The sequence below is a fragment of the Pontixanthobacter sp. genome, assembly GCF_049682855.1.
GTDB lineage: Bacteria > Pseudomonadota > Alphaproteobacteria > Sphingomonadales > Sphingomonadaceae > Pontixanthobacter.
Window position 1 is genome coordinate 53,355 of sequence record NZ_JBAUIK010000007.1, and the last position, 26,883, is coordinate 80,237.

General features: G+C 57.9%; 24 protein-coding genes. 6 read left to right on the forward strand and 18 right to left on the reverse strand.

What is annotated here, in order from left to right:
• The first annotated feature begins 140 nt into the window (after positions 1–140).
• A complete protein-coding gene (locus tag WA922_RS03195) occupies positions 141–2,978 on the forward strand; it encodes a hypothetical protein (RefSeq protein ID WP_424770228.1) in 2,838 nt (945 codons plus the stop codon).
• 36 nt (positions 2,979–3,014) lie between these two features.
• On the opposite strand, the gene WA922_RS03200 is transcribed toward WA922_RS03195, so the two are convergent.
• The 3 genes from WA922_RS03200 to WA922_RS03210 all read right to left on the reverse strand — a co-directional run bounded on the left by WA922_RS03200 (position 3,015) and on the right by WA922_RS03210 (position 6,532).
• Positions 3,015–3,818: an esterase/lipase family protein gene (locus WA922_RS03200; RefSeq protein WP_424770229.1), complete on the reverse strand. Its 804-nt coding sequence runs from the start codon at positions 3,816–3,818 to the stop codon at positions 3,015–3,017.
• A complete protein-coding gene (locus tag WA922_RS03205; protein WP_424770230.1) occupies positions 3,815–5,449 on the reverse strand; it encodes a WS/DGAT/MGAT family O-acyltransferase in 1,635 nt (544 codons plus the stop codon). The genes WA922_RS03200 and WA922_RS03205 overlap by 4 nt, the downstream gene beginning before the upstream one ends.
• Before the next feature lie 132 nt (positions 5,450–5,581).
• Complete coding sequence (locus tag WA922_RS03210; protein WP_424770231.1) at positions 5,582–6,532, reverse strand: division plane positioning ATPase MipZ; 951 nt, start codon at positions 6,530–6,532, stop codon at positions 5,582–5,584.
• A 191-nt stretch (positions 6,533–6,723) separates the two neighbouring features.
• Between WA922_RS03210 and uvrC the strand changes: the two genes are divergently transcribed.
• On the forward strand, positions 6,724–8,727 hold the full coding sequence (gene uvrC, locus WA922_RS03215) for an excinuclease ABC subunit UvrC (protein WP_424770232.1): 2,004 nt from the start codon (positions 6,724–6,726) through the stop codon (positions 8,725–8,727).
• On the opposite strand, the gene WA922_RS03220 is transcribed toward uvrC, so the two are convergent.
• From WA922_RS03220 to hisG, 9 genes are all read right to left on the reverse strand, one after another.
• Entirely contained in the window at positions 8,728–9,642 is a 915-nt protein-coding gene (locus tag WA922_RS03220) for an acyl-CoA thioesterase (RefSeq protein WP_424770233.1), read from the reverse strand.
• A gap of 53 nt (positions 9,643–9,695) precedes the next feature.
• On the reverse strand, positions 9,696–10,598 hold the full coding sequence (locus tag WA922_RS03225) for a transcriptional regulator (protein WP_424770338.1): 903 nt from the start codon (positions 10,596–10,598) through the stop codon (positions 9,696–9,698).
• A gap of 2 nt (positions 10,599–10,600) precedes the next feature.
• Positions 10,601–11,758: a GNAT family N-acetyltransferase gene (locus WA922_RS03230; protein WP_424770234.1), complete on the reverse strand. Its 1,158-nt coding sequence runs from the start codon at positions 11,756–11,758 to the stop codon at positions 10,601–10,603.
• Between the two features lie 89 nt (positions 11,759–11,847).
• Positions 11,848–11,997 (reverse strand): prolyl oligopeptidase family serine peptidase, encoded by a 150-nt coding sequence (locus WA922_RS03235; RefSeq protein WP_424770235.1) that lies wholly within the window; start codon positions 11,995–11,997, stop codon positions 11,848–11,850.
• Positions 11,998–12,094: 97 nt separating this feature from the next.
• On the reverse strand, positions 12,095–14,203 hold the full coding sequence (locus WA922_RS03240; protein ID WP_424770236.1) for a sodium-translocating pyrophosphatase: 2,109 nt from the start codon (positions 14,201–14,203) through the stop codon (positions 12,095–12,097).
• Positions 14,204–14,336: 133 nt separating this feature from the next.
• Positions 14,337–15,251, reverse strand: coding sequence for a thiamine-phosphate kinase (thiL, locus tag WA922_RS03245; protein WP_424770237.1), 915 nt, complete (start codon positions 15,249–15,251; stop codon positions 14,337–14,339).
• Positions 15,226–15,684, reverse strand: coding sequence for a transcription antitermination factor NusB (nusB, locus tag WA922_RS03250; RefSeq protein ID WP_424770238.1), 459 nt, complete (start codon positions 15,682–15,684; stop codon positions 15,226–15,228). Before nusB ends, thiL begins: the two co-directional genes overlap by 26 nt.
• Complete coding sequence (hisD, locus tag WA922_RS03255) at positions 15,681–16,970, reverse strand: histidinol dehydrogenase (protein WP_424770239.1); 1,290 nt, start codon at positions 16,968–16,970, stop codon at positions 15,681–15,683. The genes nusB and hisD overlap by 4 nt, the downstream gene beginning before the upstream one ends.
• Positions 16,970–17,635 (reverse strand): ATP phosphoribosyltransferase, encoded by a 666-nt coding sequence (gene hisG, locus WA922_RS03260; RefSeq protein WP_424770240.1) that lies wholly within the window; start codon positions 17,633–17,635, stop codon positions 16,970–16,972. The genes hisD and hisG overlap by 1 nt, the downstream gene beginning before the upstream one ends.
• A gap of 93 nt (positions 17,636–17,728) precedes the next feature.
• Here hisG and WA922_RS03265 point away from each other — a divergent pair, with 93 nt between their 5' ends.
• Complete coding sequence (locus tag WA922_RS03265) at positions 17,729–18,799, forward strand: DUF2332 domain-containing protein (RefSeq protein WP_424770241.1); 1,071 nt, start codon at positions 17,729–17,731, stop codon at positions 18,797–18,799.
• Positions 18,800–18,893: 94 nt separating this feature from the next.
• On the opposite strand, the gene WA922_RS03270 is transcribed toward WA922_RS03265, so the two are convergent.
• Genes WA922_RS03270 through WA922_RS03280 form a run of 3 tightly spaced genes read right to left on the reverse strand, consistent with a single transcriptional unit; the run spans position 18,894 to position 20,886 of the window.
• A complete protein-coding gene (locus WA922_RS03270) occupies positions 18,894–19,709 on the reverse strand; it encodes an SDR family NAD(P)-dependent oxidoreductase (protein ID WP_424770242.1) in 816 nt (271 codons plus the stop codon).
• A gap of 28 nt (positions 19,710–19,737) precedes the next feature.
• On the reverse strand, positions 19,738–20,616 hold the full coding sequence (locus tag WA922_RS03275; RefSeq protein ID WP_424770243.1) for a pirin family protein: 879 nt from the start codon (positions 20,614–20,616) through the stop codon (positions 19,738–19,740).
• A gap of 3 nt (positions 20,617–20,619) precedes the next feature.
• Positions 20,620–20,886: a BolA family protein gene (locus tag WA922_RS03280; protein WP_424770244.1), complete on the reverse strand. Its 267-nt coding sequence runs from the start codon at positions 20,884–20,886 to the stop codon at positions 20,620–20,622.
• Between the two features lie 52 nt (positions 20,887–20,938).
• On the opposite strand from WA922_RS03280, the gene WA922_RS03285 reads away from it, so the two are divergent.
• Entirely contained in the window at positions 20,939–21,526 is a 588-nt protein-coding gene (locus tag WA922_RS03285; RefSeq protein WP_424770245.1) for a J domain-containing protein, read from the forward strand.
• Here WA922_RS03285 and WA922_RS03290 read toward each other — a convergent pair whose 3' ends face one another.
• Positions 21,527–22,636 (reverse strand): oxygenase MpaB family protein, encoded by a 1,110-nt coding sequence (locus WA922_RS03290; protein WP_424770246.1) that lies wholly within the window; start codon positions 22,634–22,636, stop codon positions 21,527–21,529. It lies immediately after the preceding gene.
• A 90-nt stretch (positions 22,637–22,726) separates the two neighbouring features.
• Here WA922_RS03290 and cobS point away from each other — a divergent pair, with 90 nt between their 5' ends.
• On the forward strand, positions 22,727–23,710 hold the full coding sequence (gene cobS, locus WA922_RS03295) for a cobaltochelatase subunit CobS (protein WP_424770247.1): 984 nt from the start codon (positions 22,727–22,729) through the stop codon (positions 23,708–23,710).
• A 71-nt stretch (positions 23,711–23,781) separates the two neighbouring features.
• Entirely contained in the window at positions 23,782–26,004 is a 2,223-nt protein-coding gene (locus WA922_RS03300; RefSeq protein ID WP_424770248.1) for a transglycosylase domain-containing protein, read from the forward strand.
• A 14-nt stretch (positions 26,005–26,018) separates the two neighbouring features.
• Here the strand turns inward: WA922_RS03300 and WA922_RS03305 are convergent, their stop codons facing one another.
• Together WA922_RS03305 and WA922_RS03310 are read right to left on the reverse strand one after the other, a co-directional pair.
• Positions 26,019–26,435 (reverse strand): PaaI family thioesterase, encoded by a 417-nt coding sequence (locus WA922_RS03305; protein WP_424770249.1) that lies wholly within the window; start codon positions 26,433–26,435, stop codon positions 26,019–26,021.
• The gene (locus tag WA922_RS03310; protein WP_424770250.1) at positions 26,428–26,877 is read right to left on the reverse strand and encodes a PaaI family thioesterase; all 450 of its coding nucleotides are present in this window, start codon (positions 26,875–26,877) and stop codon (positions 26,428–26,430) included. Before WA922_RS03310 ends, WA922_RS03305 begins: the two co-directional genes overlap by 8 nt.
• Between the last annotated feature and the right edge of the window lie 6 nt (positions 26,878–26,883).

Genomic DNA, 26,883 nt, shown 5'->3' on the forward strand with positions numbered 1-26,883 from the left:
AGCGGGCACATAGACCCCGCCGGGATAAAAGGGAAGCCTTGAGCGTATCTGATGCAAACCGTCACCTATTCTTGCGGTTTGCGACAAATTGATACTGTAAAACTGGTTACTAGAGAGCCTGTTTCCATCACAAGGCAAGAATGATGATCGCTCCTAAACTTCTGTGTTCCTGCGCGGCGCTCGCGCTGGCAATCCCGTCTACCGTATATGCTCAAGATGCGGCACAGGACGCAGAGGGCGATCCGCCGCAGGCAGACCGCCCTGACACCAATGAAATTGTGGTGTTTGGCGATCGTTTGCGCCAGCAGGTTGATACAGCGCAGGCGCCCATTTTGGAGCTTGGCGAAGACGAAATCGCGGCATATGGCGCATCGTCTATCGCCGATCTGGTCGCCGCAATTGAACCGCAAACCGGATCAAACCGCGGGCGAGGCGGCGGACAGCCGGTATTTCTGGTCAATGGTATTCGAGTTGCCAGCTTCCGCGAATTCCGGTCTTACCCGTCAGAGGCGATCCGCAAAGTCGAAGTCTTGCCAGAGGAAACCGCGCAATTATTCGGGTTTCCGCCCAATCGGCGCGTGCTAAACTTTATTCTGAAGGACAAATATTCTGCCATCACGGCAGAGGTCGAATTTGAACAGCCGGATCGCGGCGGATATTCGGTTAGTGAGCAGGAGTTAACGCTCTTGCGGATCGCGGGTGGCGGGCGGCTCAATCTCAATGCGGAAGCGCGCGATGTCTCGCTGCTGACCGAGGATGAGCGCGCCATCATTCAGACCCAGGGCAGTCTGTCTGACGTGGCCAGTGATCCCGATCCGGCCGCGTTCCGCAGTCTGATTGCGGACAGCGCCCAGAAGGAAATTACCGCCAACTGGGCAAAAGCGTTTTTGAACACCGGATCATCGCTGAGCGTGAATGCCACTTACGAGCGCAATGACAGCCTTAGCCTGTCAGGCCTCAACAGTGTTCTTTTGACCGATGACCTGGGCAATCAGTTGTTCCGTACATTTGGCGCGGATGATCCGCTGGAACGGCGCGGATCATCGGACACGGTCTCGGCCGCGTTGTCATATTCGCGCCCGATCGGGGATTTCCAGTTTGCAGCGACCGCAGACGGTGCCTTTTCAGATAGCCGGACAGAAATTGACCGCCGCGCCGTTGTGAGCGGCATCATTGCTGCCGCCGCCGATGGCGCTCTAGACATCGCCGGCGCCTTGCCCGCGTTGGCAGATGCCGGTTTTGACGTGGCAAAGGTGGGTACATATTCCGCAGACACCAAGCTGACACTACGCGGCAGCCCGCTGTTTGTGCCGGCCGGTGAAGTCAGTACGACCTTTGATCTTGGCTATATGTGGAACCGCATCGACAGCACGGACTCGCGCGGCGGATCGGATGTGACGCTGGAGCGCGGGACGATCTCGGGCGGATTTAATATCTCGGTACCGGTTACCAGTACCCGCGATGATGTATTGGGCGCGCTCGGCTCGATCACATTAAATGGTCAGATCGGTTTCAATGATGTGTCGGATTTTGGCACTCTATATAACTGGACAGCAGGTGCAAACTGGGAGCCGTTTGACGGGCTTAGTTTGCAGGCAACCTATGTCTACCGCGAAGTGCAGCCGACATTATTGCAGCTTGGCAGCCCAGAAATTACGACGCTGAATGTGCCGTTCTTTGATTTGGTGACCGGCGATACTTCGCTGATAAGCGTGACCACGGGCGGCAATCGCAACTTGCGGGCAGAAACACAAAAGGACTGGAACCTGTCGGCCAATTGGGAACTTCCCTTTGTCGATGGCGCGCGATTTACGGTTGATTACGTCAGCAATCGGTCCGAAAATGTATCCTCTTCCTTCCCATTTCTTTCATCCGAGATCGAAGCCGCCTTTCCCGGGCGTATCACGCGCGCTGCACCCGATCCGTTATTTCCCAACATTCCCGGCACCTTGCTCGCAATCGACCAGCGTCCAGTGGATTTTTTTGAATCGCGGACCAAACGTATATCCTTCGGCCTGACGATGCGCGGGCGGATCGGCGGATCTGAGCGGCGCGGTGGCGGCACGGACGGGTCCTCTGGCGCCGCAACCAACCGACCGCCTGCAGGTGGACCGCCAGAAGCCACCGGGGGCGGCAACCGAAGGGCCGGGCGGCCCGACTTTGCCAATATAAGCGAAGAGCAGCGCGAGCAAATGCAGGCCTTCCGTCAGCGTATCTGCGCCGATGATGGCGAGGCATTCCTGTTGCAATTGGCGGGTGCAATCGAAAACGGTGAAACGCCCGCCGGGATAGAAGGGTTGGATAGGGAGCGCGCCGCACAGATGCTGGGGCGGGTCAAAAATGAGGATGGTACGATCGACCGTGAACGGCTTGCCATATTGCGTACCCGCATGTGCGAGCGCGGCAGTGATGATAGTCGGGCCGAAGGCGCCCAGCCATCCGGTAGACGTCCTGTGGAAACGCGGGGCGGGCCTAGCATTCCCGGCTCCGGGCCCGATAATGCCGTGCGGTACTTCTTGAACCTGACGCACAGCGTCGAAGTGGACCGTCAAATTTTGATTGCTCAGGGCGGGCCATTGCTTGATTTGCTGGATGGCGACTCGCTCAGCTCTTTTGGAACGGCCAGCGGGTCGTCACGGCTTGAAGCAGGTGTTTTCGGAAAAGGGCTGGGTATGCGCCTATCGGGCCGTTATACCGGCAGCGCGCGAATTGACGGCACCGGTGGTAGCCCGCAATCCAATCTTTTCATCGACGACCTGCTGACTTTCGATCTACGATTATTCGCCAATCTGGGTGAAATCTTTGATCAGGAGCAGGGAGTCTTGAAAGGCATGCGGCTTGCCTTGCGCGCTGACAATCTGTTCGATGGCAGACGGATAGTACGCGATGCGAACGGCAATATCCCTACTGGCTTCCAGCCGCTTTTGATCGACCCGACCGGCCGTTATCTCGGCATAGATTTGCGCAAGCTGTTCTAAGCCCTGACGACTGACGATACCTGCCAAGGCAACGGGTCAATGCAATTGGTCGCGCGGAAATAACAGGCCGGTGAAGCCGCGCGGCACGAATGGTTTCCACGCGCCTTCCGGCTGCGCCAGCCGGTCCGCAATCGCTACCATAACAGTCGGGTTGACGCCCAATCCAATATGACTGGCATTGACTACGATATTCTCCGTCTGACCTGGCAGTCCCGCATCCGAGGCCTGAACCGATCCGCGCCAATGCACGATGCCATCGGTTTTGGTCAGAATTGACGTCGTTGGTACCGGCGGTGCCCGGTCCAATCCGGTGAAACGGCCTTCTTTCAATGGCTCGGGCTCTTTACCGTTAAGCCATTCAAACAATCTGCTCGCATTGGTATGGTTGCGGTCATCGCTGATCGGGCTGCCGAGCGAAATCACCAAACGGACTTTTTCAGGAAGCATTTTGGCGAGCTCGCGGGCGAAAACGCCGCCCAGGCTCCAGCCGACAATGGAAATCTTGCCGCCGGTCCTATCGTATAGATTCTCCACGCATTTGGCCATTTCGGCCACCCGGATATTGTCCACCTTGACATTACGCCCAAGGTCCCACCCCGCCGTTTCATATCCCAGACTGCTGAGCAAACGGCGCATCGGAGCCGTCGACCGGTCAGTCGCCATAAATCCGGGCAGGACGAGCACACCGTGCCCGTCGCCTTGCGGCAGATGGCTCATGGCAGGGCGCAAGGCGACGAAACTGGCATATTCTGCCATCGCGCGGCCTGGTTCGGTCAAGGTATGAAAACGGCTTGGCGGGCGGGCGCGGGTCGCGCCTGCATCTATGGTGGCTACGCTCATGACGATGACTTTCTCTGGCTGGGACGTTTCGCCGGAGCCTTACGCCCCGTTTTTGGTGACAATTTTTTGCGGGCTGCCGCTTTTGCAGCAGCTTTTTTTGGACGCGGCTTTTTTGCGGTAGATTTCGCCGCGCTTTTGGGGGCAGAAACTGAACCAGATTCCGCATTGGCTGATGTTGAACTAGCCGCACCCGTCTTAGCAGACCCTGAACCGCCCTTTACGGCCAGATCCCTATATTCATCGAAACTTTCCTGAATACATTTTGCGTAAAATTCGGGATCAGGCATCAGTTTACGGCAAGCCGTAAAGGCGATCGTTGCCTCGCGGCAATAGGATTGCACCACATGGCCCAGCCCAAGTCCGTCTGTCAGGCACAACAGACCCATCATACTTTCCAGCTGTGCCCCGGAGGAATAGATTGGCACGGGCGGGCCTGGCACGTTGGTTACGACAGTGGTGAAAGGCGGTCCCATTCGCTCAGCGAGGCCAAGCCGCGTGTAGAGCTGCGCGCCCAGCGCCATGAACAGAGCAGGGCTGACCTTGCTCATTTCGGTCATGTTACGCGCACCCACCGCATCGCTCATCGCTTTGGAATTGGTGGTTTGCGAATAGACAAAGCCAAGCCGCTCTACCGGATCCTCCAAATGCGTTCCAAGCGGTGCAATCATCGCTGCAACCTGGTTACCCATTTCGCCCTTTTCGTCGGTTGATCGGACGGATATCGGCGCCATCGCAGTCAGCGTCTTGGCAGGAAGATCGCTTTTATCCAGCAAGTACCGCCGCATGGCACCGCCGATAATCGCCAGGAACACATCATTGACTTTGCATCCATCTGACAGGCTTCGGATCGCCTTGATATCGGCCAGGGGCACGCTGCGTCCCTCGACCACACGGGCGCTGGAAATGACTTTGTTGAAGCGGCTGCGCGGAGCGACCATCTCGCTGCTGACTTTAAAGTCTTTGACCACCAGACCTTTGATTGCATTGGCGAGCCCCGGTGCGGCTTTTGCGGCAACTTCCAACTGTTTGACCGGATTGGCCAATGCGCTGAGATAAGACCGGCCAAGCAATTCTGCCGCGCTCGGCATGTTTTCCGGCTGCCACGTATCGGGGGTGTCCGGTGCGGGTGCATCGGGCATCAGCGTGTGCAACGCTTCCATCAGATCGACGCCGCTCATTCCGTCAATCGCGGCATGGTGTACCTTGGTCACCATCGCATAGCTGCCCGGGCTGACGCCGGGGACATTATCCAGCCCTTCGATCACCGTAAACTCCCACGGCGGGCGAGAGAGGTCCAGCGGGCGGGCAAAAACGCGCGCAGCCTGAATGCATAATTGCCGCCAGTCGCCCGGTTTGGGTAAGGCGATATGACGGACGTGATATTCCAGATCGAATTCCGGGTCTTCAATCCAATAGGGATAATCCAGATCAAACGGAACCTTGACCAAACGTTGGCGCATTGTTTTGGACAATTGCATCCGGCTCCGGAAAAAAGCCAGAATGTCTTTAAAACGGACAAATCCGCCCGGCGCTGTTGCCGGATTATAGATCAGCAGCGACCCGATATGCATCGGGGAATTACGGGTTTCTAGGGCGACGAAAGACGCATCCATCCCTTGAAGTTGCTGCACACTGATCCCTCCCTATGTCCGTTCTCCGCCGGATATGTCAGGTCAGAGGTAACACAGCAACGCAGCAGGTCAATGAAGTTACGGCAGATGCTGCAAATCAGGACAGATCGCTTTCACCGCCGCCCTTGATGATTACACTGTCTCGCGCGACCTCAAGGCTGAGCTGACATGTGTACGCAGAGATTTACGGTACCGCTTCATCGACCGGGCCGGTGCACGCCGTTTTGGCGCGTGGGGCTGCGCATTGACCTGTGCGGGTGAGGCGACATCCATTTCGCCGATGAACCGGGTAATCTCGTCGGTATTGCTGACGCCCATATGCGCCATTCCCGGCAAATCGGCGCAATCTGCGTGAGTCAGTCCGAACATGAACAGTTCCCGGTAGGCGACCCGTTCGGTGAGGCCTGACAGCAACCGCACCCCAAGATGGGCTGGCAATTGATCCAGTGCCTGATCAAAGCGTTTTAGCTGCAGCCTTTCGGCTTTGCGGACGCGGTTTTTCACCACCATCCAATCGGTCTTGGATAGCCCGCGCTCGTGCCGCTCGGTCTGCAATTGCTCCACGGTTTCGGCGAAGCGGCCCAATTTGGCGAAGCGCATCGTTGCGGCATTGAAATGGGCGACCGAATCGAGATCGATAAATGTCGGGTTGACCGGTGTGATGATCTTGTCGGCCAGCGCCATCGCGCGGCGCGCAATCGGGGAATCGTGCCCGGCAACATCAATGATGATCGTCGTTGTACCCGTGCCGACACGTGCGATTTCCTGCATCAGCATCGCGCCGGTCTGATGATCCAGCATCAGAGTTTGCGGGCTGGGCAGGTCGATACCCAGACTGCGCGAAGTGGCTGCACGGTTTTCCAGCGCACGGCAAAAGGATTGCTGGCGGCGGTCCAAATCGATCGCCAACACCTTATGACCCGCGCGGGCCAAAGCTATGCTGGTGTGAAACGCAAGCGTGGATTTGCCAACGCCGCCCTTTTCATTGGCAAACACAATGATCTGAGCGTTAATTTCTGGACGACGGCAAATATCGGCCAGTACGACCGATGGATGCTCTCCGTCAGAATGTCTGATGCTCATCACCACCCCCTGATGCCTACCGCCGCGACTCGTCGCGCGAATCGTCAATATGCGGCAGTGTCATCAATTTGAAAGTTATCCACAAGAGAAAAGAGAGTCCCATTTCTGGAAACATCGCTCTCGGCCGGCCCCAAAGCTTGGGGAGCGCGGTCGAAACTTCCAATTTATGCGACACCGCCTATGTATGGCCTATGTCCCGCCACGGTACTCCCCCGTCATCCAAAGCGCCGCCAATTGCAGACCAGGCTCGGGGCCATCAACCTGGCGCGGCAGAGCGATTTAACGAGGAACGCGCGGCCTATACGGTCGCCTCCGCACAGCCCAATCTTGAGGCTGGTCTGGACGCCATCAGAACAACCGTAAAAACATTGAAACCGGTACCGGGTGTGTACCGGATGCTCGATGCGCGCGGCGATGTTTTGTACGTTGGTAAAGCGCGCGCGTTGAAAAACCGTGTCGCCAATTACGCCCAGCAGAATAATTTGACGCAGCGCCTGCTGCGTATGGTCAGCCAGACCCGGGCAATGGAAATCGTCACGACCAATAGCGAGGCTGAGGCGCTGTTATTGGAAGCGCAGTTCATCAAACGGTTTCGTCCGCCATTCAATGTTCTGCTACGCGACGATAAGAGTTTCCCGTTTATTCTGCTGCGATCCGATCACGGTTATCCGCGGATCATGAAGCATCGCGGCGCGCGCAGGGCAAAGGGTAATTATTACGGCCCGTTTGCCAGCGCGGGCAGTGTCAATACGACCATAAATGCACTGCAAAAACTGTTTCTGTTACGGTCTTGCACGGACAGTTTTTTCAGCCGCCGTGACCGGCCCTGTCTGCTGTATCAGATCAAGCGGTGCAGCGCGCCGTGCGTTGGCCGAATTGACGAGGATGGCTATGCCAGGCTGGTCAAACAGGCGCAGGACTTTCTCGGCGGAAAAAGCTCCGCCGTGCAGTCCGATCTGGAAAGGCAGATGGCCAAAGCCTCCGAAGACCTTGATTTTGAAACCGCCGCAATTCTGCGCGACCGGCTGCGTGCGGCGACCTTTATCCAGGGCAGTCAGGCCGTCAATGCCAGCGGTGTCGGGGATGCGGATGTGTTCGCACTAGCGAGCAAAGGCGGGCAAACAGCCGTGCAGGCGTTCTTCATTCGCGGCGGTCAGAATTGGGGGCATCGGGCGTTCTTTCCGCGTCACCCCAAGGATTTCGACGAAGGCCAGGTCCTCGCCAATGTGCTGGCCCAGTTTTACGAAGAGGTGCCGCCGCCGCGCACGATATTGGTCGATCGCGATCTGCCCGAGCGGGAATTGATCGAGGAAGCCTTTGCCGCCAGCGCAGAGCTTGGCGGAGTGGGTCATAAGGTAGACATTTCGATCCCCCAGCGCGGGGACCGGCGCAAACTGATGCAGCAGGCCCAGCGCAACGCGATCGAGGCGCTGGAGCGGCGTTTGGCCGAAAGCGGGACCAAGGCAAGAACGCTGCGCGCAATGACGGAATTTCTTGAATTGGCGGATATACCCCAGCGCATCGAAGTGTATGACAACAGTCACATTCAAGGGGCCAAGGCAGTTGGCGGGATGATAGTTGCCGGGCCAGAGGGATTTCTGAAAAACCAGTACCGCAAATTTAATATTAAATCCGCCCAGACCAATGATGATTTCGGCATGATGCGAGAAGTGATGAACCGGCGTTTCAGCCGCGCGATGAAGGATGATCCCGATCGGGAGACCAGCGGGGAAAAGGCTGTGTGGCCCGATCTGGTGTTGATTGATGGCGGGAAGGGGCAAATGAGCGCGGTGCGAGATACTCTTGCCGAGCTGGGTATTGAGGATATTGCGCTGATCGCCATCGCCAAGGGCCCCGATCATGGCCGCGAAGGGCGCGAAGTGTTTCATTTTCCCGATGGGCGGGAAAAAACCCTGCCGACCAATTCACCGGTATTGTTTTATCTCCAAACCTTGCGTGACGAGGTCCACCGCTATGCCATCGGCGCGCACCGCGCAAAACGAAGCCGTGCGATTACGGCATCACCATTGGATGAAATTCCTGGTATTGGTCCTGCAAGAAAGCGCGCATTGCTGCTCCATTTTGGTACTGCGGGCAAAGTCCGGGCGGCATCGCTGCAGGATTTACAGCGCGCGCCCGGCGTCAGCGAAATGGTCGCGCAAGTGATTTATGACTTCTATCATGCAGGCGGGTGACTAAGCCGGGCTGCGTCGTCGCCGGATCATGCCTTCCTGGGCGACGCTGGCGATCAGCGTGCCGCTGCGGGTGAATATCCGCCCGCGGTTAAACCCCCTACCGCCGCCGCTCCACGGGCTGTCGGTGGCGTAAAGCAGCCAGTCATCCGCGCGCGCGGGCCGGTGGAACCAGATTGTATGATCAAGGCTGGCCCCGGTCAGCTCGCCGCGCATCCAGCTGAGCCCGTGCGGCAGGGCGCTGGTCCCCAGCAGAGTATAATCGCTGGCATAGGCGATCACCGCGCGGTGCAAAGCCGGATCATCGGGAAGCGGTGCAGCGGTGCGGAACCAGCTATGCGCGGCGGGTTCCCTTGGCTCGCTATTCATCCAGTGGAGCCTGTCGATCGTCCGCATTTCGATCGGGCGCGGGCGCAGCATCAATTGCCGCGTTGTCTCTGGCATATCGGGCTGCGCGTCGATCACCGCGCGGCGCAGGTCCATATCAGATTTCAGCCTCTCGGGCGGCGTGACATCGGGCATAGAACATTCCTGATGCTCCAGACCATCTTCGGCTATCTGAAAACTGGCAGTGAGGTTCAGTATTGCCCGGCTGATCCCGTCTTCCCCGGTTTGACTGGCGACAACACGGCGATTGGCGAAACTGCGTCCGTCAAAATCGCATGCGATGCTGTAATCAATAGGAGGGCCTTCTTTTCCGCCGCGCAGGAAGAAAGCGTGCAGCGAGTGCGCAATTTTTTCTGCCGGAACAGAGTTTTGTGCCGCCATCAGTGCCTGTGCAATAACCTGTCCGCCAAAGACCCGTCCGACACCGCCGATCTGCGGGAGACCGGTAAAATGATCGTCGGAATTTCGTGTTACGGATAGCAACCGGACAAGCCCGTCGACCAGTTCCTGCGGCTTTTTGTAAGTGTTCATAGGCCCGCTTTGCTAAGCGCGCCGTGCTTCGTCAATCGCCAACTGTGCGCAGCTTACACCAGACCCAGCTTGCGTAGCGCCCGGTAAGCGCAGGCTTTGGTGGTATTATTTCCTGGCCAGCGGGCAGGGGCGGCCGGCGACAGTCCGGCTTTACGCAATATGCGGTTCATACCGCGCGCGTCGGCTTCTGCAAAGCTCCAGTCGCTACGCCATGTAATCGACAATGACAGAGAGCTGACCGGTCCGTTGCGGACGAAATGCGGCGCCATGACAGGTACGAACAGGGCCTGGCCAGCCGTAATGGCCAGCGGTGTACCACCGGTTGCAAAGTCGTTCTGCCAGACGAGCTCGCGCGGGCCGCCGGAATGATAGCCTTCGTGAATTTCATCCGCAGCATACCGTGTATCGCCCGCCGGGAACTGCGTCATCACTTTGGAACCTTTCAGCTGGAGCAGAATATTATGCTCCGGATCGAAATGATAAGGAGTAACGGCATTCGGGGAAGAGATGAAAATATACCCCTGGGGGCGCAACATCGCACCGGTCTTTGCCTCGATCTGTGGCCTGATTTCGGACAGCAGCGACAGCAGCAGTTCCTTATATTGGGGTGCTTGTTCGACATTCTTAAGAACAGCCCAGCTATTGCTGGTAGCAATGTGGCGGATCGTGTCCTGAATGCTAAGACCGTTGCTATCCGGTTTGTTTTCAATGCCAATTGGCACATCACCGCGATTATATTCGATTGAGCTGTCAGGCATAACCACCGCCAGATCAGCAAGGGCATCGAGCGTCAGCAAACGGTGCGTGGGCAGGCTGTGCTGCAAAATATGCGGCGTTTCCGGATAATTTTCTGCAAAGATTTCGCGTGCGGCGTCGCTGAATACAGCAACGCGTTCGCTGTCATCGGCGCCGTTTGCTGCGCTGTTGTTGGGGGTGATGGTCTGAAGGCTTTCCATCATTATGTTCCAAGTAAGTGCGCGCTGGCTTCACAGCGGATCATCTGGCGAAACATGGTATGGCGCACTGCGCCGCCGATGCCGATATTGACTTTGACCATACTGCGTTTTTCGCGCCAGATGCGTTCGATCATTGGATGATCCGCTGCCGCGCAACTATCTGTCCATTCAACCGTTTTATTGCTGAGCAGATCAAGGTTTTCCCGCTGCAGCAATACACCCGGCGAATAGCGCGCATAGTTTTCATCAAAGGTCGTCTTGAAAGAATAGGCGCCAGGGGGCGTGATAAAGTTGACCAGCATTGCAATGGGCCGCTGGTCGAGCGACAGGGTCAGACGCTCCAGCCTGTTCGCTTTCGCAGCGCCTGTCAGCGTTTGTTCAAAGAAGGTCTTATTTGCGGCGTCGGATGCCAATGCAGAGCCATCTCGCCCTTTCCACCCTTCGGCTTCCAGGGCGAGAAACTGCGCGGTCCATTCGGTCAATCTATCAGCATCGCCATGACGGCTAAAGGACACAGCGCCCTGTTCACCCAGCCGGTTGGCCAGGCGGCGCAATTCTTTGCGTTTCTTGCAAGAAAGCGATGCGGCGTAATACTCCTCCGGGCGCTGAGATGATTTCAGCATCGCGCGTTTTTCGCGGTGGACCACCGCAGCGGTCAGGCCGTGATCGCCGCATTGTTGGCGCAGTGCTGTATAAAATGGGCCATCCTGCGGAATGTGGCTCAAATGAAGAAACAAACCATAGCTGTAACGCGTCTGCATCCATTCCAGCAGAGCGGCGAGGAAGGCTTTTTCCGATCCTGGCAGGACAAGCGGCACTCCGCAGAACACATTATCATGCAGCCAGCTCGCCCAATGGGGTATCGGGCGGCCGTAATACAGTTTTGGCGTCGACACGGGTATCAGCCCGCTTAAAACGTCACCGTCATAATATGCCAGAACCTTCACCGCACCCGGTTTTGGGAATGCGCGCAATGCAGGGATCAGCATCCACGGTTCGAAAAAAGGATTGGGTTCTGCACTATGCGCCGCCAGGGTCTGCCAGCGGCATATCAGGGACGGCCCGATATCGCGCAGTTCCAATGCCTCGATACGCCTGGTAGCGCGGAAGTCAGAAAAGGCCGCTGGCAGCAAAGCATCGCGCTGAATGTCTCGGTTCATATGGCCCATGCATTAACCCCTCTCCAGCGCGGAAAGAACGCTTGAATGGTCTGTTAGCAGAGGAAAGCTGATAAGGTTTTAACGATCTTCTATACCAAAAAGGGCGCGAAGAAACAGCCTTCGCGCCCCGCACATGCGGCGTAACCGCCATAGGACCAGCCCATGATACAGGCCCGGCTTGGATCGATGATACCTTTTTTGCCATATTGCGTAAGCAGATCGTTCAGATCATTTTGCATCCGCTTACCATAACCGCCTGGCCGGCTGCGACTTCCTGAAAAAACCCCGCCGGAATTGCTTCCAGCGGGGCGTTTTTAGGCCGGGTTATTTGGCGGATCAGCCCGCGGCGAGTGCGGCCAGCAGAAGAAGCGCCACGATGTTGGTAATCTTGATCATGGGGTTCACGGCCGGGCCCGCTGTATCCTTGTAAGGATCACCAACCGTATCGCCGGTTACAGCCGCATGATGCGCTTCTGAACCTTTACCGCCGTGATTGCCGTCTTCGATGTATTTCTTGGCATTGTCCCAAGCACCGCCGCCAGCGGTCATGGACAGCGCAACAAAGATGCCCGACACGATCACACCCAGGAGCAAAGCACCCAGAGCGGCGAAACCGTTGGCCTGCCCTGCAACCGCAGTGACCGCGAAATAGACAATTACCGGCGCGAGCAGCGGTAACATCGACGGTAGGATCATTTCCTTGATCGCGGCCTTCGTCACCAGATCGACTGTCCGGGCGTAGTTGGGGCGGCTGGTCCCTTCCATGATGCCAGGATCTTTCGCAAACTGGTCACGCACATCAATCACCACGTCACCCGCGGCGCGCCCAACGGCGGTCATACCCATCGCGCCAAACAAGTAAGGAAGCAGCGCGCCGAGCAGCAGGCCAACGATGACATACGGATTTTCAAGGCTGAAGCTGACTTCAAGATCCGGGAAGAACTCTTTAAGATCAGCGGTGTATGCGCTGAACAGTACCAGAGCAGCAAGACCGGCGCTGCCGATGGCATACCCCTTAGTCACAGCTTTCGTGGTGTTGCCAACAGCATCAAGCGCGTCGGTTTTTTCACGAACACTTTCTTCCATCTCAGCCATTTCGGCGATACCGCCCGCATTGTCGGTGACCGGGCCATAGGCATCCAGAGCCACCACCATTCCGGCCAAAGCCAGCATCGATGTCGCTGCAAAGGCGATGCCCATCAGGCCGGCAAGCTGATAGGTCACAATAATGCCGACCACGATGACCAATGTGGGCAGCGCAGTGGATTCAAGGCTGATCGCCAGGCCCTGAATGACATTGGTACCGTGACCGGTCTCAGAAGCTTTCGCAATGGATCGAACCGGCCGGTACTCAGTGCCGGTATAATATTCGGTAATCCAGATGATCAGGCCCGTGACGGCCAACCCGACCATCATCGCCCAGAATAAAGACATCCCGGTGAAGCTGCTCTCTCCAACGCTGTACTGCGTCCCCATACCCACGGCATAATCAGTGGCAAAGTATATCGCCGGGATCGACAGCACGGCTGTGGTGATGAAGCCCTTGTACAGAGCCCCCATAATATTCTTCGAGCTGCCCAGGCGGACAAAATATGTGCCGATGATCGAGGTGACAATGCAGACACCGCCAATAATCAGCGGAAGGCTCATCAAAGCGAACAATTCAGTCTGGGCGAGACCGGCGAACAGCAGCGCCGTCAGCACCATCGTCGCGCCCACGGTCACCACATATGTTTCAAACAGATCGGCGGCCATACCGGCACAGTCGCCGACATTGTCACCGACATTATCGGCGATGGTGGCCGGGTTACGCGGGTCGTCCTCGGGAATACCGGCTTCCACCTTACCGACCAGATCGGCACCGACGTCAGCCGCCTTGGTGAAAATACCGCCGCCCAGACGGGCGAAGATTGAAATTAGCGAAGCACCAAATGCCAGACCGACAAGAGCATCAATAACCTCGCGCTTCTCGTCAAGCACGGTCAGGTCCAGCGCCATTGGTCCGATCAGGACATAGAAAATGCCAGCAATGGACAGCAATGCAAGGCCGGCGACCAGCATGCCAGTGACCGCCCCAGCGCGGAATGCCACGGTAAGGCCTTCCTGAAGGCCCGTTTCTGCTGCGGCAGCCGTGCGGACATTCGCGCGGACCGATATATTCATTCCGATAAATCCGGCGACACCCGACAGGACGGCACCTATCACAAAGGAAACGGCAGAGATTGCGCCCAGAAATACAAACACCAGAATGGCAACCACCACACCCACAATACTGATCGCGGTATATTGGCGTTTCAGATAGGCTTGCGCGCCTTCCTGAACAGCACCGGCGATTTCCTGCATTCTTGCGTTGCCGGCGGCTGCGCCGAGCACTTGGCGGCTGGTGATCAGGCCGTAAAGGACCGCCAGCAATCCCAGTCCGATTGCGATATATACTACTTGCACGTTTATCCCCTCATGCGGATGGCATTAGACATGGCCCGCTTATACGGGTCCAGAATGATGGCGCAGGTATAGGCGGACCGAGGCGGGGTGCAAGTCCAAACCGATAGAAATGCACGGTTCACCGCAAACCGGATTAACCGGCAGACCGCTCGTGCCGGTAACCAAGCCGGTCAGCCGGGGTTAGAATGGCATTGTCGACCCATAACAGCGCGCTGTCCTTCGCCTCTACTTTCCCGATCTGCGTCGCCGGAACGGGGCAGGCGGTGCGCGGCGGCAGGGTAAACAACAACTCATAATCATCGCCCCAGCGAACACAGTCATCCGCCCGTGCGGGATCGGCGACCGGAAATGTCTGGCTGATAAGCTGGAAGGTCATATTGCTCGCCTTCGCCATACGCCATGCGTCCAGTAGCAATCCGTCGGAAACATCCATCATCGCGCTGACGAGGGGCGCCAATTGCTGCCCTTCAGCAAGCAGCGGTACCGGACGTGTATAAGCACTTGCATATGCATTTTCGGCGAGCCCGCCTTCCAGTCCCAGCATGGCCCTGCCAAGAGTGCCAGTGACAAAAATCCGGTCGCCTGGTTTGGCGCCTGATCGGGCTGGCACAGGGGTATGGGTGGCTGAACCGACAAGCGTGGCACCCAAACTGCGCGGGCCGTTGGCACGGGTCGTGTCCCCGCCGAGCAGCGCCACACCGTATTTCTGCAGCACTTCGGCCAGACCTTCGGCGAACCGGTCATCGCCGCCGCCCAATTGATGGCTGATAAGCGCGCCGACAGGTTCTGCGCCCTTTGCCGCAAGATCAGACAGATTGGTTGCGATCAGTTTCCATGCGATATCTGCCGGGTCCTGATCGGGCAGGAAATGAACGCCCTCGACAATGCTATCATGCGTCAAAACAAGTGTCTCATGGCCTATTTCAAGCACTGCAGCATCATCATCAAGGCCGCGCGCGGCGGGATGCGACGCGAGTGCGCGCAGGCTGTCGATAAAGGCGCTTTCGCCGCTCAGTGTGGTTCTACCGTACCGCTTTGCCAACCGCATCAAGGACGCCGTTCACGAACTTAGCCTCGCGATTATCGAAGAACGCCTTGGCGACATCGACATATTCGTTGATGATTACCGCCTTGGTGATATCGGCGCGTGCCAACAGTTCATAGGTACCCGCGCGCAGGATTTGCAGCATGGTTTTATCCAGCCGTGCCACAGTCCAGCCATCGGCCAGTTTCTGTGTCACTGTATCGTCTATTTCATCGCAGCGGGCATCCACGCCGCTGACGATATCGTCGAAAAAATCGATATCGGCATCGGCATATTGATCGTCTTCAATCTCCTGGCCCAGACGGTGCTGGTGAAATTCGTCAAGTAGTTTTGGCAGTTTGGTGCGTTCCATGTGCCGCTGATACAGGGCCTGCACAGCGGCGAGCCGTGCTGCTGACCGGGCGACAGATCGCGCTGACGATTTGGATACACTCATTTCAGGCGGCTTTCGATAGACTTGGCATGCGCGGGCAGCCCTTCTGCATATGCAAGTTTCGCGGCTGCAGGACCAATCGCGCGCAAGGCCGCTTCGTCCAATTCGATGAAGCTGGTGCGTTTCATGAAATCGAGCACGGAAAGCCCGCTGGCGAACCGCGCGCGGCGTCCAGTGGGCAGAACATGGTTCGGGCCGGCAATGTAATCTCCCACCGCTTCGGGGGCAAAGCGGCCAATAAAGATGCTTCCGGCATGGCGGATGCCGTTAAACAGCGGCTGCGGGTTTTCCACTGCCAGCTCGACATGCTCAGCAGCCAATTCATTCGCCAAACCGATGGATTGTTCGATATTATCGACTTGAATGATAACGCCGTGATCCTGCCAGCTTTTCTGTGCGACTGCGCTGGTGGCCAGCGTCGCGGATTGCACGTCAACCCGGTCCTCAACCTGCCGCGCGAAACTCGGGTCGTCGGTGATCAGTATCGATTGCGCATTGGGGTCATGTTCGGCTTGGCTGAGCAGATCAGCGGCAATCCATTCGGGATTATTATGACCGTCGGCAATTACCAGAATTTCGCTCGGGCCGGCGACCATATCGATACCGACCACACCAAACAGTTGCCGCTTGGCCTCGGCGACCCATGCGTTTCCAGGACCGGTTATCACGTCCACCCGCGCGATCCGGCCCGTACCATAGGCGAGCGCCGCGATCGCTTGCGCGCCGCCGATGCGCCAAATTTCGTCCACGCCCGCCAAATGTGCGGCGGCGAGAACGAGCGGATTGACCTGGCCCTTGGGCGTTGGGGTTACGACCGCCAATCGCTCCACCCCGGCAACTTTCGCCGGGATTGCGTTCATCAGCAGAGATGAGGGGTAGGCTGCCCGTCCGCCCGGCACATACAGACCCGCTGCGTCCACCGGACACCAGCGCGCGCCGAGCCGGACACCCTCAACGTCGGTATAATCGCGGCCTACGGGAAGCTGCGCTTCGTGATATGAGCGGATCCGGTCTGATGCCAGTGTCAGCGCACCGCGCAAGTCCGCCTCAAGTCCGTCAAACGCCGCCTTGCATTGTGCCGCAGAGATCGACCAGTCACTTTCACTTGAAAGGGCATGACCATCATGCCGCGCAGTGAGTTCGAGCACCGCTGCATCGCCGCGCGCGTGCACATCGCTCAGGATGGTTTCAACCTGACGGGCGACACTGGCGTCACCCTCGCGCCGGTCATTCACAATCTTGCGGAAAGCCGCATTGAAACCTGGATCGCTGATGTTGAGCCACTGCATTATGCCGCTGCCTTTGCCGCTTCATCACGGAACATTTCCACCAGCCGCGCCACGCGCGGGTCGGTTTTCAGCGCCGCCCGATTGACGATCAGCCGTGCAGAAATATCCATGATCCTGGCCGTTTCGACCAGCCCGTTTTGTTTCAATGTCGCGCCGGTGGATACCAGATCGACAATCCGGCTGGCCAATCCAAGCGAGGGTGCCAGCTCCATCGCGCCATTCAACTTTACGCACTCGGCCTGAATTCCGCGCGCTTCGAAATGGCGGCGTGTGATATTGGGGTATTTGGTTGCAACGCGCAGATGGCTGGCCCCTGCCGCCGCATCCGCGCCATTGACCGGTTCGGCAACTGACAGATGGCAATGGCCGATATCAAGATCAACCGGTGCATAAAGGTCTGAATAATCAAACTCTTCAATGACATCGCTACCAACGATTCCCACCTGCGCCGCGCCATGTGCTACGAAGGTCGCGACATCAAATGCGCGCACCCGGATCAACCGCATATCGCCGCGCGTTGTGGCGAAGCTGAGCGAGCGGTCTGTTGTGTCATGGAAGGCATCCGCCGGAATGACACCAGCGCGCGCCATCACGGGCAGGGCATCGTCTAGAATACGCCCCTTGGGCACGGCAAAAGTAAGGCTGGATCGGGTATCGAGAGACATGAGGCGCCAGATAGGGCGGCAAGCCGCAAAGGGCAATGGATGAACGGGCAAACGGGGACGCGGGCAAACGGGCAAACGGGCAAGGTAATAATTATGGACGATGCAATTACAGACGATGCAGTTACGGATAGAGACACCGTGGCTGGCGGAATTGAATGGCAGGCGCGCCATGCGGAGGAGGCGGGCGCACCGGGCACGGGCAAAATCGCGCGGGCGCAATTGCAGCTGTTGAACTTGGACACGGCGGTGGGCCGCCGGATCGCCAATTGGCAGGGAAACGTGACCGAGGATGCGCTGCCGCTGAGGCTCAATGGGGGGCTGCACAATCTGGTCCTGACCCGAACCGATGAAAGGTTGAAGCCTGTCTATGCCGGTCTGATTTCCAATCAAATGGATATCGATGCGATTGTTGTCGATCTGGTCAAGACATATGACACGCGCCTGTTGCCGTGGCTGGACGGGCCGCCGCAAACCAATGAGGCTGCGCGGTCCTGGGCGTTCATGGCGGCACTCAAATGGCTTTCTGCGCGGCTGGGTCCCAAATTTGAGTTGAACGAACTGGGAGCGAGTGCGGGCATCAACACGATGATGGAGCGGTACCATTTCAATCTGGGCGGAGTGCTCGCTGGTCCGGAGGCGTCTCCCATGCAGATTGCACCCGAGTGGCGGGGCGAGTCGCCGCCTGACGTCCCGGTTGAAATCGTGGGTATTCGCGGATGCGACCAATCGCCAGTTGATCTGTCTGACCATGAGGCGGCTTTGCGGCTGAAAAGCTATGTCTGGCCAGAGGCAGCAGCGCGTATGGCCCGGATCGACGCGGCAATCCAGCTTGCGGTCGAGCAAGCGCCCGAGATTATGAAGCAGGACGCTGGTGATTTCGTTGCCGGTCTATTGGCCAGGCCGCAGCCGGCCGGCGTTACCACAGTGCTCAACCATTCTATCGTTTGGCAATATATTTCCGAAACAACCCGTGCACAGATCACGGCGGCAATGGAGCAAGCGGGAAAGACCGCCACAGCGCAGCGGCCGCTCGCATGGGTAACGCTGGAAACCAATCGGGAGACTTTCCGTCACGAATTACATGTCCGCTATTGGCCGGGAGGCGGGCAGAAGACTTTGCTGGCGTGCGGCCATCCGCATGGGGTGTGGGCGCAATGGCTTTAAGGTTGCGCGCATTGGCAGCAATGAATCGCGCATGGCAGCCAGCGCGGCGGGGGTACGCTACCCTGTGACCTTCTCTACTGCCTGGCCGGTCCGATCATCCTTCTGCCTCCATCTTTTCGATATAGCCGGATGCTACGAGTGCCGCGACTTGATCGAACAGGGCGTCCGGCGTGCGGCGCATTTCACCCATCGCGTCTTCCATACCGCGCGCAACGATGATCTCGCGCTGCCCGGCTTCGATGGCACAGACAATTGTCTCGGCAGCCTCGGCTGGTGCAATACCATTATCAATCGCATCGTCGCTTTTGCCCCGCCTGGTTCCGTCTGATGTCAGTGCGTTGCGGCTGACATTGGTTGCAACCGATCCTGGTGCGATGACATGCACATCCACTCCGTGAGCAGACATTTCTGCACGCAGTGCATCGGCATAACCGATCAGTCCGAACTTGGCCGCGCAATAGGCGGTGCGCATCGGCACACCGACTTTGCCCGCGATTGAGGAGATAAAGACGAGCCTGCCCGATCCGCGCGCGGCCATATGCGGCAACAGGGCCTGCGTGGCGGCGATCTGCGCAGTCAGATCAATATTAATGATATCGCGGTACACTTGCATATCGGTGTTAAGCGCCTGACTACGCTGCGAAATACCGGCATTGGCGACAAACAGATCAACATTGCCGGTCCATGCAATAGCCTGCTCGGTTGCGGCCAGCATCGCCGTATCATCACGCACATCGAATGGCAGAGTGAGCGTGTCTGTTCCAAGCGATCCGGCAACCTTGGCCAGCCGCGTCTCATTTCGGCCCGACAGTATTATTTTCGCGCCCCGCTTGGCCCATTGCGCTGCCAGCGCCGCGCCAATACCCGATGATCCGCCAGTGATCCATAGTGTTTGGCCTGTGAAATTCATTCGCGGCTCTCCTGCGCTGGATGATTGTCTAGGGTGCAACGGTCTTGGGTTTCGTGGGGATCGGTATCCATTCTTCCTCATCCCCCACCACTGCTGGAAATCGGCCCACTGACCAATCCTCCTTCGCTTGATTGATCCGGTCACGGCTGGAGCTGACAAAGTTCCAAAATACGTGGCGCTGTGTGGTAAAGGCTTCACCGCCCAGCAGCATAATCCGCCCGCCGCTGTCGGAGGATAGCGCCGCAGCTGCGCCAGGTTTTAAGACGGTCAATTCATACAGGCCAAGCTGCTGCCCGCCTAATTGTGCGGTTCCGCCGACCAGCATCACCGCCCGTTCATCCGCCTCTGCGTCAACCGGAATGGTGCCGCCAGCCTCCAGCATGATCTCGGCATAGATCGTATCGACATGGGTCGTTGTCGCGGCGCGCTGCCCCCAGAGATTTCCCATAATGACAACAGCCTTTGCGCCATTGTCTTCAATGACCGGTAAGTCGCCAACCGCCTCAAACGCTGGATCAATGTCTTCCTGGCCATCGGGCAGCGCAAGCCAGGTCTGCATACCGTAAAGGCGCGGTCCCGCATCGCGCTCGGCCTGCGGGCTCCGTTCTGAATGAACGATACCTTTGCCCGCAGTCATCAAATTCACTTGGCCAGGGCGGATAGTGGAGAAACTACCGATGGAATCGCGGTGATCAATCGCGCCGTCGAACAGCCAGGTGACCGTGGACAGGTTGATATGCGGGTGCGGGCGGACATCCAGACCGCTGCCGATATCAAGCTGTGCAGGTCCGAACTGATCGACGAAAATAAACGGCCCGATCATTGTCCGTGCGCGGGCGGGGATCGCGCGGCGGACTTCAAATTGACCCAGATCATGCGTGACCGGCGTGATGGTGTGTTCAATCATTGATTAGTCCTCCGGCGGGCTCGCCCTGATCGCCAGCGCGTGGACCCGCTCGCCCGGTATATCGCCCAGTGCGGCGTTAATCATACGCTGGCGTTGCAGCCGCGATATGCCCGAAAACTTGGCGCTTTCAATGATAATGGTGAAATGCGATTCGCCGCTGCCATCATCGCCTGAATGGCCGGAATGCTTTGCGCTGTCATTGATTATCTCTAGCTGGCTGGGCGCAAATGCGCGTGTCAGCAGTTGTCTCATTTCATCGGCAACGTGCATTATCGTACTCTCCAATTTGCATTTTTCCCGTCACACCCCATCCTTAGATGCTATGCGCAGTGACAGATTTCATGGGCGGTTTGAAGATACAGGGCAAGAATGCCAAGCCCCCGGTTGCCACGAGGCAGGCGAATTTCGTGCGCCGGGCGTGCGCGGCAACAGTTTTGACGGGCCGGGCATGTGGCGCTGGTTCTGCCTCGATCATGTGCGCGAGTTTAACGCGGGGTATGACTGGTTTGAAGGGATGAATGCGGACGAGATACTCGCCGCGCAGTCGCCTGCATCGGGCTGGGCCACCGATAGCAAGGCCTTCCGCGCAGATGCTGGAATAGACGGAATGCCGCGTTGGGCCGATTTCAACGATCCGCTGGATGCGATCGGCGGGCGCGCTGCCGATATAAAGGCGCGCGCGGCGGGCAAGCAAGCGATCTATTCCAAGTTCACACCGCGCGAGCAGGAGGCGCTCACCGAAATGGGACTGGATGCGGACACTGATCGTCCTGCGGTGCGCCGCCGCTATTCTGCTCTCGTGCGGCAATATCATCCGGACCGCAACGGCGGTGACCGCAGTCATGAAGCGCGATTGGGCCGCGTAGTGGAGGCCTATCAGGTGCTGAAGAACAGCGCCGCCTTCACCTGATCAAACGGTCTGTTTGAAGGCCCAGCGCAATGTTCGCCCAACCGAATAGGCAGCAAATTTGGCCGGAATTTTCTCCAGACCCGGCCTTCGCAGATCAAGCATGTTTCGGGCATAATCGGGCAGCAGATCGACGGCCGCCGTGCCGAGAGTTTTTTGTACCGCAATCGGCGCGCCCGCGGGGCGCTGGGTCAGAACCAGACGGGCAATCTCCTTGGCCTCTTCGCTGGAGCGCAAATCTGTTCTGAATGCGCGCATCGAAGCCTCTGCCTCACGCCTGGTTTCAGGAACAGGGTCTGCGCCGAGCATCCGCGCGACCACCGCAAATTGGCGAAAATATTCATCCTGATCGGCAAAGGACATGTTCGGTTTAACATAATGGAGATACGCCTCGAGGAAGCTGACCGCCTCTGCCACATGCACCCAGGCCAGAGTGCGCGGAGTGGATGCCAGATAAGGCGTTCCATCGGGCAAAGTGCCTTTCACCTGCGCGTGTATCCGGTTGACACGTTCGCAAATCCGGACCGCTTCGTCGCGGTGGCCGAAAGTGGTGATCGCAATGAACCGCGCGGTGCGGCGTAACCGGCCATGCATATCCTCGCGGAAGTTGGAATGGTCGAGCCCCCCTTGCAATGCATGCGGATGCAGCATTTGCAGCAATAGCGAGCGAATGCCGCCAATCATCATCGAAACCGCATCGGCGTGGACCATGCGGATCGGTGTGTCCCTGGCGAACAGCGCATCGTCTGATGGCGGCACCGGCTGCTGGCCGCTATCGGCATCGTTGAACACTGCCCGAACGCGCCCGACCAACTTCTGACGGATTAATTCGGACGGGCTGGACGCGGGCATATGCCGGATATGGCAACTTATGACGCCGCCACCAAGACCTATCTGTATGGCTTGAACAAGAAAACAGATCGACGCGTTCGATGTGATTGCCAATGTCGGCCAAATATTATCGCGGGTCGCGGTAAGCCGCGCCGGGACCGCCACATGCGCGGCGTGGCCGGTTACGAACAGGCGCTGCCTGTGTTTGATGACGCTGGAACGGCAAATGGGGGTACGTAGCGGATGGCGCAAAATCCGGCGTAAATCGGGTTTTATCGGCACATTACGGCGTCCATCACAGTTTAAATCCGCGTAGCGATGCTCGCGGCAGTATTGCAGGGACCCAATCGCGCCGCTAGGCGTTGCGGCCATATGACAGACAAGACATTCGATCCGACCTCCAAAACATCCCTGTCCGCCCCTGACATTACCGTCAGTGTCCGCGATACGTTTGGGATTGATCTGGACTGGGATGTGCCCGCTTTCAGCCAGGCGGATGAGCGTGTGCCCGATCTTGATCCCAATTATGTCTTCGATGGTGATACCACTTTGGCGATTCTGGCCGGTTTCGCGCATAATCGCAGAGTGATGGTACAGGGGTACCACGGCACCGGCAAATCAACCCATATTGAACAGGTCGCCGCACGCCTGAATTGGCCGTGTATCCGGATCAATCTGGACGCGCATATCAGCCGGATTGATTTGGTCGGACGCGATGCAATCGTTCTGCGCGACGGGCTGCAAGTCACTGAATTTCGTGAAGGTTTGCTACCCTGGGCGCTGCAACATCCGGTCGCTCTGGTGTTTGACGAATATGATGCTGGCCGCCCGGATGTTATGTTTGTGATCCAGCGCGTTCTGGAAGCGGAGGGTAAGCTCACTCTGCTTGACCAGAACCGCGTGATCCGGCCCGATGCGGGTTTCCGCTTGTTTGCCACCGCCAATACGGTTGGTCTTGGTGACACCAGCGGGCTGTATCATGGCACGCAAGCGATCAATCAGGGACAGATGGACCGCTGGAATATTGTCACCGCACTCAACTACCTTCCCGCCCAGACCGAGCAGGACATTGTTAGCGCGAAAAATCCGGATAGCGATCCCGGTCAGATTGCCGATATGATCAAGGTCGCCGATTTGACCCGCCAAGGGTTTATGAATGGTGACATCTCGACGGTCATGAGCCCGCGTACCGTTATCACCTGGGCGCAAAATACGGCTATTTTCAACGATGTCGGTTTCGCTTTTCGCCTCAGTTTCCTCAACAAATGCGATGAGGCTGAACGGATGATGGTGGCCGAGTATTATCAGCGCGTATTTGGCACAGAGCTGCCGGAGAGCGTTGTCGGTAACGGCTAGTTTTCCGCTCGCGTTCTGCCGCCAACGTTTTTCCACTCGCAATAGCTGTGTTGTTAATATAATACAGTCTAATGTTTGGCTGGTTGTTACAGAAATTACGCGGGGCCGATAATACGGAGCGTGACCCTTCGCAGGGTTATTATGCCGTGCAGGAACCCTATGGCAATGGGTGGTCTGACGATAGCAGCGATGATGACTATGACTATGACTATGACGATGATGATGCCATTTCCCGGTCCGGCAATAACCGGTCACGCGCTTCGCGCCCCGATTACGACCGGTGGGCTATGCAGCTTGGCAGTATTGACGAGCGTTTTCGTCAAGAACAGCGCCGCAGGGAAAAAATGTGGCACCCGCGCTTTTGGCGCGGGCGGCGCAAATTATGGTGGTTTTCACGGATAATCGCATTCGGATTGGGGCTGCTGATCCTGATCATCGCATGGCTGGCGATCACCACGCCGCTGTCCAAATCGCTGGAGCCGATTGCGGACCCGCAGATCACTCTGCTGGCCGCGGATGGGACACCGATTGCGCGCAACGGCGCCATTACCGACGCGCCAGTGGATGTTTCCGCCTTGCCGGATCACGTGGTTGAGGCGTTTCTGGCGATTGAGGACCGGCGGTTCTATAGCCATTGGGGTGTCGATCCGCGCGGCGTAGCACGGGCGGTATTTAAGGGTGTTGGCGGGGGAAGCACGATCACTCAACAGCTCGCCAAATTCACTTTCCTGACGCCGGAACAGACCTATACCCGCAAGGCACGCGAAATGTTGATCGCATTCTGGCTGGAGACGTGGCTGACGAAGGAAGAAATTCTCGAACGCTATCTCTCCAATGCGTATTTTGGGGATAATGTCTATGGACTGCGCGCGGCATCGCTCCATTTTTTCTATCGCAAGCCCGAAAATCTGAAACCTGAACAGGCGGCGATGCTGGCCGGATTGGTGCAGGCGCCGTCACGGTTCAATCCGGTGAAACATTTCGGCCGGGCGGAAAAACGCCGCGCGATGGTGGTCAGCGCAATGGTGGCAGCGGGGTATATTACCCAGGCCGAGGCGGATGAAATGCCAGTGCCAAGGCTGGACGTCCGCACGGTTGATGACCTGCCAACCGGCACCTATTTTGCTGATTGGGCGTTGCCGGAGGCGCGCAAATTGACTGCGCAGGGCTATGCCCGGCAAACCATCACCACCACGCTCGATTCGCGGCTGCAGACTATCGCACGCAGAACGGTTGCGCGTGCGCGCCTGGGTGATGCGCAAGTCGCATTGGTGGCCATGCGACCGGACGGCGAAGTCGTCGCCATGATTGGCGGGAAGGATTATGCCAACTCCCCATTTAACCGGGCAACGCAGGCCAAGCGGCAACCGGGATCGACATTTAAATTGTTTGTCTGGCTGGCGGCGCTGGATGCGGGAATGGAGCCCGATGATGTGATCGATAATAGCGCGATCGAGGCGGGAGGTTACCGGCCGAAAAATGCAGGCGAGAAATATTCTGCTACGATTACTTTGGGTGACGCGTTCGCACGGTCGAGCAATGTTGCGGCAGTGCGCCTATTCAACCAGCTCGGCGATGAGGCTGTGGTCACGATGGCGCGGGCTTACGGGATCACTTCCAAGCTGCCCTATGGCGATCCCAGCTTGGCGCTGGGAACATCATCGGTAACATTGCTGGAATTGACCGCCGCCTATGCCGGTGTGGCGGGAAACGCATATCCGGTGACACCGCGCGCCTTTGCCGCAGAAAAGGAAGGCTGGTTCGATTGGCTGTGGGACAGAGCAGACAGCATGCCGGGCTCTGACCATGAAGCTATGGAACGTATGCTGCGCGACACCGTCAATGGGGGGACGGGCCGCGCCGCCATGCTATCGATCCCCAATTTTGGCAAGACGGGCACGAGCCAGGATAACAGAGACGCACTTTTTGTCGGCTATGCAGGCGAGGGCTCAAACCGGTTGGTGGTTGGCGTGTGGGTCGGCAATGATGACAATTCACCGCTCGACGGTGTCACTGGCGGCAGTTTACCGGCACGGATATGGCGTGATTTTATGCGCCAGGCCAGCGGTAAACCGCCTGCCCGGAGCCGTGCTCCCAAAGCCGATCCGGCTGGGCCGGTCCAACCGATGGACGTGCCAGAGCCGGAAGATATTCCGCTCGGGGACGGCGGCTCTACCTTGCGCGTGCGCGACGGGGAAGGGGTGACGCTATCGACCGAGATCGAAGGCATCCCGCTGGACGTGACGCTGGATGAGAATGGCATCAATGTCGAAAGCGGCGCCCGCGAAAATTGAGTCTTCGGCGAAAATTAAGTCTCCGGCGCGGCCATCAAGATATTCATGATCGCAGTAGCAATGGGCCGGTCGCGGTCGGCCTGCCAAGCTTCGACTGAAATATTTGCATTGCGCCGCCCCAGTTTGGTAATCCGGCCCTTGGCATAGGTTATCTGCTGCTTGCCAGCCGACAAGAATTGAACGGTAATGCTGATCGGTTTCAAACGGTGGACGCGGCCCAGCCTTTCCAGTTCGGCGCGCAGCAGGGCATAGCCAGCGGTTTCCAGAAGACCGCTGGTCGCACCGCCGTGCAAGTGCTGCGGACGGCCTTCGACATCGCCTGAAAAATCAAACGCCAATATCGGTGCCCCATGCTCTTCGCCATCGTAGCGGATGCCGATGGACTGCGCATACGGGGTAAGCGCGGGATATTTGCAAGCACTGTCAGACATTACGCGTATCCCCGCCTATAGTCATGAACACGCCCGCCATTGTCGCAACTGAATCGCCGGGATCACCGTCATGCGCTATCCCGCGCACAAAGGCGGCGGATTTGGTCAGACGGTAACATTCCACATGGGCGATAACCGCAGTCTGGGGCCGGGCGGGGCGCTGATAATCGACGCGCAGATCAAGCGTGGCAATCGCCACAAATGTGCCATGCGTGGTCCAGATGGCCAAGCCTGATGCCATATCGAGCAGACTGATAATCGGGCCGGAGGCGAGAATTTTGCGGTCCACCTCACCTACCAAATCCTCACGCCAGGGCAGTTCAAGATCGACCCAGTTTTCGCCGTGATCGTGATATTGCAGTCCGAGCTTGGCCGAGTGCCCATGACGCAGCAGCAATTTCACGGCCTGGCGAGGATCAAAGCTTTTTTCAGACATGGCCATGCTGCA

Bases quoted from the DNA above. Each gene is read 5' to 3' on its own strand.
- WA922_RS03195 (WP_424770228.1), top strand. From the start codon at position 141: ATGATGATCGCTCCTAAACTTCTGTGTTCCTGCGCGGCGCTCGCGCTG.
- WA922_RS03200 (WP_424770229.1), bottom strand. From the start codon at position 3,818: ATGAGCGTAGCCACCATAGATGCAGGCGCGACCCGCGCCCGCCCGCCA.
- WA922_RS03210 (WP_424770231.1), bottom strand. From the start codon at position 6,532: ATGAGCATCAGACATTCTGACGGAGAGCATCCATCGGTCGTACTGGCC.
- uvrC (WP_424770232.1), top strand. From the start codon at position 6,724: ATGTCCCGCCACGGTACTCCCCCGTCATCCAAAGCGCCGCCAATTGCA.
- WA922_RS03220 (WP_424770233.1), bottom strand. From the start codon at position 9,642: ATGAACACTTACAAAAAGCCGCAGGAACTGGTCGACGGGCTTGTCCGG.
- WA922_RS03225 (WP_424770338.1), bottom strand. From the start codon at position 10,598: ATGGAAAGCCTTCAGACCATCACCCCCAACAACAGCGCAGCAAACGGC.
- WA922_RS03230 (WP_424770234.1), bottom strand. From the start codon at position 11,758: ATGAACCGAGACATTCAGCGCGATGCTTTGCTGCCAGCGGCCTTTTCT.
- WA922_RS03235 (WP_424770235.1), bottom strand. From the start codon at position 11,997: ATGCAAAATGATCTGAACGATCTGCTTACGCAATATGGCAAAAAAGGT.
- thiL (WP_424770237.1), bottom strand. From the start codon at position 15,251: ATGCGGTTGGCAAAGCGGTACGGTAGAACCACACTGAGCGGCGAAAGC.
- nusB (WP_424770238.1), bottom strand. From the start codon at position 15,684: ATGAGTGTATCCAAATCGTCAGCGCGATCTGTCGCCCGGTCAGCAGCA.
- hisD (WP_424770239.1), bottom strand. From the start codon at position 16,970: ATGCAGTGGCTCAACATCAGCGATCCAGGTTTCAATGCGGCTTTCCGC.
- hisG (WP_424770240.1), bottom strand. From the start codon at position 17,635: ATGTCTCTCGATACCCGATCCAGCCTTACTTTTGCCGTGCCCAAGGGG.
- WA922_RS03265 (WP_424770241.1), top strand. From the start codon at position 17,729: ATGGACGATGCAATTACAGACGATGCAGTTACGGATAGAGACACCGTG.
- WA922_RS03270 (WP_424770242.1), bottom strand. From the start codon at position 19,709: ATGAATTTCACAGGCCAAACACTATGGATCACTGGCGGATCATCGGGT.
- WA922_RS03275 (WP_424770243.1), bottom strand. From the start codon at position 20,616: ATGATTGAACACACCATCACGCCGGTCACGCATGATCTGGGTCAATTT.
- WA922_RS03280 (WP_424770244.1), bottom strand. From the start codon at position 20,886: ATGCACGTTGCCGATGAAATGAGACAACTGCTGACACGCGCATTTGCG.
- WA922_RS03285 (WP_424770245.1), top strand. From the start codon at position 20,939: ATGCGCAGTGACAGATTTCATGGGCGGTTTGAAGATACAGGGCAAGAA.
- cobS (WP_424770247.1), top strand. From the start codon at position 22,727: ATGACAGACAAGACATTCGATCCGACCTCCAAAACATCCCTGTCCGCC.
- WA922_RS03300 (WP_424770248.1), top strand. From the start codon at position 23,782: ATGTTTGGCTGGTTGTTACAGAAATTACGCGGGGCCGATAATACGGAG.
- WA922_RS03305 (WP_424770249.1), bottom strand. From the start codon at position 26,435: ATGTCTGACAGTGCTTGCAAATATCCCGCGCTTACCCCGTATGCGCAG.
- WA922_RS03310 (WP_424770250.1), bottom strand. From the start codon at position 26,877: ATGGCCATGTCTGAAAAAAGCTTTGATCCTCGCCAGGCCGTGAAATTG.